Genomic DNA, 6,445 nt, shown 5'->3' with positions numbered 1-6,445 from the left:
GGCCGCTGCCGGGCCCGGGCAGCGGCCCGACGCCGCCGAAACCGCGGTGCTGCCGTGAACCTTCTTGAGCAGGTCGCCGCCTGGTTCGCCGACCCGGACCAATGGTCCGGGCCCGGCGGCGTGCCGGCCCGGCTGGGCGAGCATCTGTACTACAGTGCCCTGACGCTGGCGATCGCCGCGGTGGTCGCGGTGCCGCTGGGGATGTACGTGGGGCACACGGGTCGGGGCCGGGTCGCCGTCGTCGCCACGGCCGGCGCGCTCCGGGCCCTGCCCACGCTCGGGCTGCTGACCCTGTTCGTGCTCCTGCTCGGCATCGGGCTGCTGCCGCCGGTCTTCGCCTTGGTCATCCTCACCATCCCGCCGCTGCTGGCCGGCACCTACGCCGGCATTGCCGCGGTGGACCGCCAGCTGGTGGACGCGGCGCGGGGGCTGGGGATGACCGAATGGCAGATCCTGTCCCGGGTGGAACTGCCCAACGCCCTGCCCGTGCTGCTAGGCGGGGTCCGTGCCGCCGTGCTGCAGGTCATCGCCACCGTCGCCGTGGTCGCCTACATTAATCTGGGCGGGCTTGGCCGGTTCCTGATCGACGGGCTGGCCGTCCGCGACCCGGTGCGCATGCTCGCCGGGGCCGTCCTGATCGCGGTCCTGGCCCTCGCCGTGGACGGGCTGCTTGCCCTCGTCCAGCGGCTGGCGGTCTCGCCAGGGCTGCAAACGTCCCGGTCCGGCCAGGTCCGGAAAACCACGGATGCCGGCGCGCAGGGCGCCGGCAGGTTAAGGAGAATCCCATGAAGATCCCGGTCCTTCACTGCTTCCGCCCGCGGAGCACGCGCAGGCGGGCGCCGGCGGCCTCCGCCGGGCTGCCTGCGCTCGCGGCGGCAGCCTCGCTGGCGCTGGCACTGGCCGGCTGCGGCGCGAACTCGAATCCGCTGGAGAACGGTTCGGCACAGCCGGCAGCCAGCGGCACGGCGGCGCCGCTGGTGGTCGGCTCAAGCGGCAGTACGGAAAGCCGGACCATCGCGGAGATCTATGCGGGCGCGCTGCGCTCGGCCGGCATCGAGGTCTCCACCAAGCCGGGCATCGGCTCCCGCGAGGTCTATGTCAAGGCCGTGGAGGAAGGCTCCGTGGACGTGATTCCGGACTACAGCGGCAACCTGCTGCTGTTCCTGGACGGCAAGGCCACCGCCGCCTCGGCACCGGATGTGATGGCTGCCCTGCCGGCCGTGCTGCCGGAGGGGCTGAAGGTACTCAAGGCAGCCCCGGCCGAAAGCAAGGACGCGATGGTGGTTACCAAGGCCACCGCTCAGAAGTACAAGCTGGCCTCGATCGAGGACCTGGCCAAGGTCTGTGACCAGCTGACCATCGGCGCCAATCCGGAGTTCCGGGAACGCGAATACGGGCTGCCGGGGCTGAAAGCCAAGTACGACTGCGTGCCCAAGGGCTTCGAGCCGATTAACGACTACGGCGGTCCCACCACGCTGAAAGCGCTGCTGACGGACAAGATCCAGGTGGCGGACATCTACACCACCACCCCGTCCATCGAGGACAATGACCTGGTGGTCCTGGACGATCCGAAGGACAATTTCATTGCCCAGCAGGTGGTGCCGCTGGTCAATGCGGACAAGGTGGGCGCGGAAGCGGCCGCGGTGCTGGACAAGGTCTCGGCCGAACTGACCACCAAGGATCTGGTGGACCTGAACCGGCAGGTCAGCGGGGACGAAAAGCGCAGCCCCGCGGACGCCGCCGCCGACTGGCTGGCGGCGAACGGCTTCACGAAGTAGGGATGCCGAGCACGCCGCGCTGTCCGGACGGTATGCGAAACTGTGTAAATGGTCCAATTCAAGCAGTCCAACAAGCTGCACAACGTTCTGTATGACATCCGCGGGCCGCTGCTTGAACATGCCCAGCGGATGGAGGCCGAGGGGCACCGCATCCTCAAGCTGAACATCGGCAATCCGGCGCCCTTCGGGTTCGAGGCGCCTGATGCCATCCTGGTGGACATGATCCGCAACCTGCCCACGGCCCAGGGCTACAGCGATTCCCGCGGCATCTTCTCGGCCCGCACCGCGGTCTCGCAGTACTATCAGACCCGCGGCATCCAGGACATCGGCGTGGACGACGTGTACCTGGGCAACGGGGTCAGCGAGCTGATCACGCTGAGCCTGCAGGCCCTGCTGAACAATGGGGACGAGGTGCTCATCCCCGCCCCGGACTATCCACTGTGGACCGCGTCGGTGTCCCTGGCCGGCGGCCACCCCATCCACTACCAGTGCGTGGAGGAGGAGGGGTGGCTGCCGGACCTGGAGGACCTCGAACGCAACATTACGCCCAACACCAAGGGCCTGGTGATCATCAACCCGAACAACCCCACCGGCGCGGTCTACCCGCGGCACATCCTCGAGGGCATGCTGGAACTGGCCCGCCGGCACAACCTGGTTGTCTTCTCCGACGAAATCTACGAGAAGATCCTGTACGAGGATGCGGTGCACCTCAACACCGCGCTGCTGTCCGACGACGTCCTGACCCTGACCTTCAGCGGCCTGTCCAAGGCCTACCGGGTGTGCGGCTTCCGCAGCGGCTGGATGGCCATCTCCGGACCGAAGCACCTGGCGGCGGACTATATCGAGGGCATCAACCTGCTGACCAACATGCGCCTGTGCGCGAATGTTCCGGCCCAGCATGCCATTCAGACGGCGCTGGGCGGCTACCAGAGCATCAACGACCTGATCCTGCCCGGCGGACGCCTGCTGGAGCAGCGCAACCTGGCCTACAAGCTGCTGAACGAGATCCCGGGGGTAAGCACCCAGCAGGCCCGGGGCGCGCTCTACCTGTTCCCGAAGCTGGACCCGGAGGTCTACCCGATTCAGGACGACGAGGCGTTCGCGCTGGACTTGCTCAAGGAGCAGAAGATCCTGATCTCGCATGGCCGGGCCTTCAACTGGGGCAAGCCGGACCATTTCCGGCTCGTCACACTGCCCAACGTCGAGCTGCTCGAAGAAGCCGTCGGCCGCATTGCCGAGTTCCTCGCGGGGCAGCGCGTGTAGAATCCGGTCAGCTGCGGCCGGCGCCTCCGGCCGCCGGAAGGGAGGATGGCCAGCATGCTTGCCGCCGCTTTCACCCAGAGCCCGCACACCCTTCTGAGGGTGGGGGACGGCTTCGACCTGACCGCCATCGACCCGGATTCCACCCCGGGGTTCGAGGGCAACAAGGTAGATGGCAGCCGGCTGCTGGCCGCATTCGACGGTCAGCTTTCCGAACTGCAGGAACGGCTTTTCGCGGCTTCCCGCTCGGGGGCGCGGGATGCGGTGCTGCTGATCCTGCAGGGCATGGACACCTCCGGCAAGGGCGGCATCGTCAGGCACGTCATCGGCGCGGTCGACCCGCAGGGGATCCGGCACCATGCCTTCAAGCAGCCCGCCGGCGAGGAACTAATGCACGACTTCCTGTGGCGGGTGGCCCGGCAGCTGCCCGGGTACGGCCTGATCGGCTGCTTCGACCGCTCCCATTACGAGGATGTCCTGGTCCATCGGGTGCGCGGACTCAGCCCGCTGGCGGAAGTCGAAGCGCGCTACGGGATGATCAACGGTTTCGAGTCCCGTCTGGTCGGCGGGGGCATGAGGATCGTTAAGGTCATGCTGCACATCAGCCGGGAGGAAGGCCGGGCCCGCCTGCAGGAACGGCTGGACCGGCCGGACAAGTACTGGAAGTACAACCCCGGCGACGTCGACGAGCGCCGGTTCTGGGACGAGTACATGCACGCCTACCAGATTGCGCTGGAGCGCACCTCGACGGCGTACGCCCCGTGGTTTGTGGTGCCTGCAAACAGGAAGTGGTACGCGCGGCTGGCCGTCCAGCGGCTGCTGCTGGACGCCCTGCAGGAGATCAACCCGCAGTGGCCGGCAGCGCACTTCGATGTCGATTTGGAGAAGCAGCGACTGGCGGGCTCCTGATTGGGGCGCTCAGCTGCCGGACTGGTCCTGGGCCGGGCGGGCAGCGTCCAGCCGCCGGCGGGCCCCCTCGAGCCAGGCCTCGCAGCGCGCGGCCAGGGCCTCGCCGCGTTCCCAGAGGGCCAGCGACTCTTCCAGGCTGGCGCCGCCCGCTTCCAGCGCGGTGACGACGGCGACCAGCGCCTCCCGGGCCTGCTCGTAGCTCATTGCCGCAATCTCTTCGCTCATGGCAGTGCTGCCGGTGCCGGACTGTTCGTTCATCGGTTCCTCATCTTCCGCCGCTGCCGCGGCATTGCTGGATATCGCTTCCGGTGTCCAAGGCCGTCAGCTCACGGCACGACGTCGGCGGCCAGTTCGCCGACAGCTACGCGCACCCGGAGCCGGGTTCCGGGCGGGGCATCCTGCGCATCGCGCAGCACCGCGCCGTCCGGCAGTTGGACGACGGCGTAGCCGCGGTCCAAGGTGTTCTGCGGTGAGAGCGCGCGGACCTGGGCCCGCAGGTGCACGATCCGGTCACGGTCCCGGTCCACGGCGGCGGAAATGCAGTTGTAGGCCCGCGCGCTGAGCCGCTGCAGTTCCTCGGCCCGGGCCTGGATCATGCCGTGCGGGTTGGCCAGCACCGGCCGTGAGCGCACGGCTGCCAGCCGTTCGCTCTCATGCCGGATCATGGTTTCCACACTGCGTGAGAGCATCGCCCGGGCCCGGGCGATCCGCTCCAGTTCCTCGCCCACGTCCGGCACAATCCGCTTGGCGGCATCCGTGGGGGTGGAAGCCCGCAGGTCCGCCACGTCATCGAGCAGCGGGCGGTCCGCCTCATGACCGATGGCACTGACCACCGGGGTCCTGGCGGCCGCGACGGCGCGGACGAGTTCCTCGCTGCTGAAGGGCAGCAGGTCCTCCAGCGAGCCGCCGCCGCGGGCAATCACGATGACGTCCACTTCGGCCATTGCATCGAGCTCGGCCAGGGCCTGCATGACCTGCGTCACGGCGGTGACGCCCTGGACGGCGACTTCGCGCACTTCGAAGGCTACCGCCGGCCAGCGCAGCGAGGCATTGCGAATGACATCCTTCATCGCGTCCGAATCCCGGCCGGTGATCAGCCCGATCCGGTGCGGCAGCATCGGCAGCCGCTTCTTGCGCGCGTCGGCGAACAGGCCCTCGGCCGCCAGGGCCTGGCGCAGCCGTTCCAGCCGGGCCAGCAGGTCCCCGAGTCCCACCGGGCGGATGTCCCGGGTCTGCATCGACAGCCTGCCCGTCTTGACGTACAGGTCCGGCTTGATCTGGGCCACCACGCGGGAACCGGGCTGCAGCGGCACCTCCAGGCGGGACATGACATTGCCCCACGCGACCAGGCTGAAGGACGCCTCGGCATCGGTGTCGCGCAGGGTCAGGTAGGTGACGCTGTTGCGGCGGTTCAGTTCGATCACCTGGCCCTCCACCCAGGTGGGCGGGACCCGGTCGATATGCGCCTTCAGCTTCTCGGAGAGCAGGCGCAGCGGCCAAGGGTTCTCCGGCGAGGTCTGCGACGCAGTTGGGGGCAGGGTGGTGCGTTGGGCCGGAGCCTCGGCGATTCCGGCCCCGCTCGCGGGCCATGACTGGTCCTGGCTCATGCAGGCCCCTTTCCGCAGCTGCCGGCCGGCGCTGCTTGCTGCCTTCGGGATGCACACCGGTGGTGCGGCAGGTCGAAGGCAGGCTGGCAGGTGTTCGAAGATTCCTTTCATTCATACCAGCTGTTGCGGACAAAGGATGTGCCCTAATGTGCTTTGCAGGGTCGGCGGCACCGTTCACGGCCCGGGGCCCGGGGCCCGGGCCGGACGGCGACGGATGGAGGAGGCCGATGTCCCTGCGCAGCGTGTTCGCCGCCGTTCTGGGGCTGGTGGCTGTGCTGCTGGCCGCCGGCGCGCTGCCGGCCGCGTGGCTGCAGCAGAACGTCTTCGACGAGGCGGGGTTCGTGTCCTTCACGGAGCCGATGGTGGAGGATCCGCAGTTCCGTTCCGCGCTCTCGACGGCGGTTGCCCGGGACGTGGGCAGGCAGCTGAATGCAGGCCCCGCCATCGATGCCTTGGCCAAACACGTGATCGAACAGGTGACCGGCCGGCTGACGGAGCTGGACGGCTTTGAACGGGTCTGGCGCGAAACCGCGGCCCGGTCCCATCGGTTGAGTCTGGCCGACCCGGAGCATCCGGATCTGGCCGTGCAGTTGGCGCCGCTGGCGGGCCTGGTAGCCCGGGAAGTGGCGGACAGGCTCGGTGCCGAGGCGCCCGCCGTGGCTGACCGGGCGGTCCATTTCGGCAATGCCGAACTCAACGGCTACGTGGCCGCGGCCGGCAGGACGGCCGCGGCGTGGCCCTGGCTGGCAGCCGGTGCGGTGGTGGCAGCCGTGGGAGCGGTCCTGCTGGCGGACCGCAGGGCGGCAGCGGTCATATGGCTGGGGGTCGGGACAGCGGCCGCCGGGCTTCTGTTGTGGGCCGCAGCCGGGCAGCTGCCGGCGCTGGCCGGCC

Annotated in this window: 7 protein-coding genes; 5 read left to right on the top strand and 2 right to left on the bottom strand. The window is 69.0% G+C overall.

Translation table 11 applies throughout. The features are described from left to right. The first annotated feature begins 54 nt into the window (after positions 1-54). From ACFQ36_RS19805 to ACFQ36_RS19790, 4 genes are read left to right on the top strand one after another with little or no spacing between them, the layout of a single operon-like run. On the top strand, positions 55-789 hold the full coding sequence (locus ACFQ36_RS19805; RefSeq protein WP_377016768.1) for an ABC transporter permease: 735 nt from the start codon (positions 55-57) through the stop codon (positions 787-789). Next, a complete protein-coding gene (locus tag ACFQ36_RS19800; protein ID WP_377016766.1) occupies positions 786-1,778 on the top strand; it encodes an ABC transporter substrate-binding protein in 993 nt (330 codons plus the stop codon). Before ACFQ36_RS19805 ends, ACFQ36_RS19800 begins: the two co-directional genes overlap by 4 nt. A 48-nt stretch (positions 1,779-1,826) precedes the next feature. After that, entirely contained in the window at positions 1,827-3,041 is a 1,215-nt protein-coding gene (locus ACFQ36_RS19795; RefSeq protein ID WP_377016764.1) for a pyridoxal phosphate-dependent aminotransferase, read from the top strand. A 54-nt stretch (positions 3,042-3,095) separates the two neighbouring features. Then, positions 3,096-3,947, top strand: a complete 852-nt coding sequence (locus tag ACFQ36_RS19790; protein ID WP_377016762.1) for a PPK2 family polyphosphate kinase — start codon at positions 3,096-3,098, stop codon at positions 3,945-3,947. A gap of 9 nt (positions 3,948-3,956) precedes the next feature. On the opposite strand, the gene ACFQ36_RS19785 is transcribed toward ACFQ36_RS19790, so the two are convergent. Both ACFQ36_RS19785 and xseA read right to left on the bottom strand, forming a co-directional pair. Next, a complete protein-coding gene (locus ACFQ36_RS19785; protein ID WP_377016759.1) occupies positions 3,957-4,205 on the bottom strand; it encodes an exodeoxyribonuclease VII small subunit in 249 nt (82 codons plus the stop codon). 68 nt (positions 4,206-4,273) lie between these two features. Further along, positions 4,274-5,554, bottom strand: coding sequence for an exodeoxyribonuclease VII large subunit (xseA, locus tag ACFQ36_RS19780; protein WP_377016757.1), 1,281 nt, complete (start codon positions 5,552-5,554; stop codon positions 4,274-4,276). A 227-nt stretch (positions 5,555-5,781) separates the two neighbouring features. Here xseA and ACFQ36_RS19775 point away from each other — a divergent pair. Continuing rightward, positions 5,782-6,445: hypothetical protein (locus ACFQ36_RS19775; RefSeq protein WP_377016755.1), on the top strand; the 664-nt coding region annotated here is incomplete at its 3' end.

This window comes from Arthrobacter sp. GCM10027362, from assembly GCF_042679445.1.
Lineage (GTDB): Bacteria > Actinomycetota > Actinomycetes > Actinomycetales > Micrococcaceae > Crystallibacter.
The sequence above is the reverse complement of the archived record's forward strand: the minus strand, read 5'-3'. Positions and strand labels throughout refer to the sequence as shown.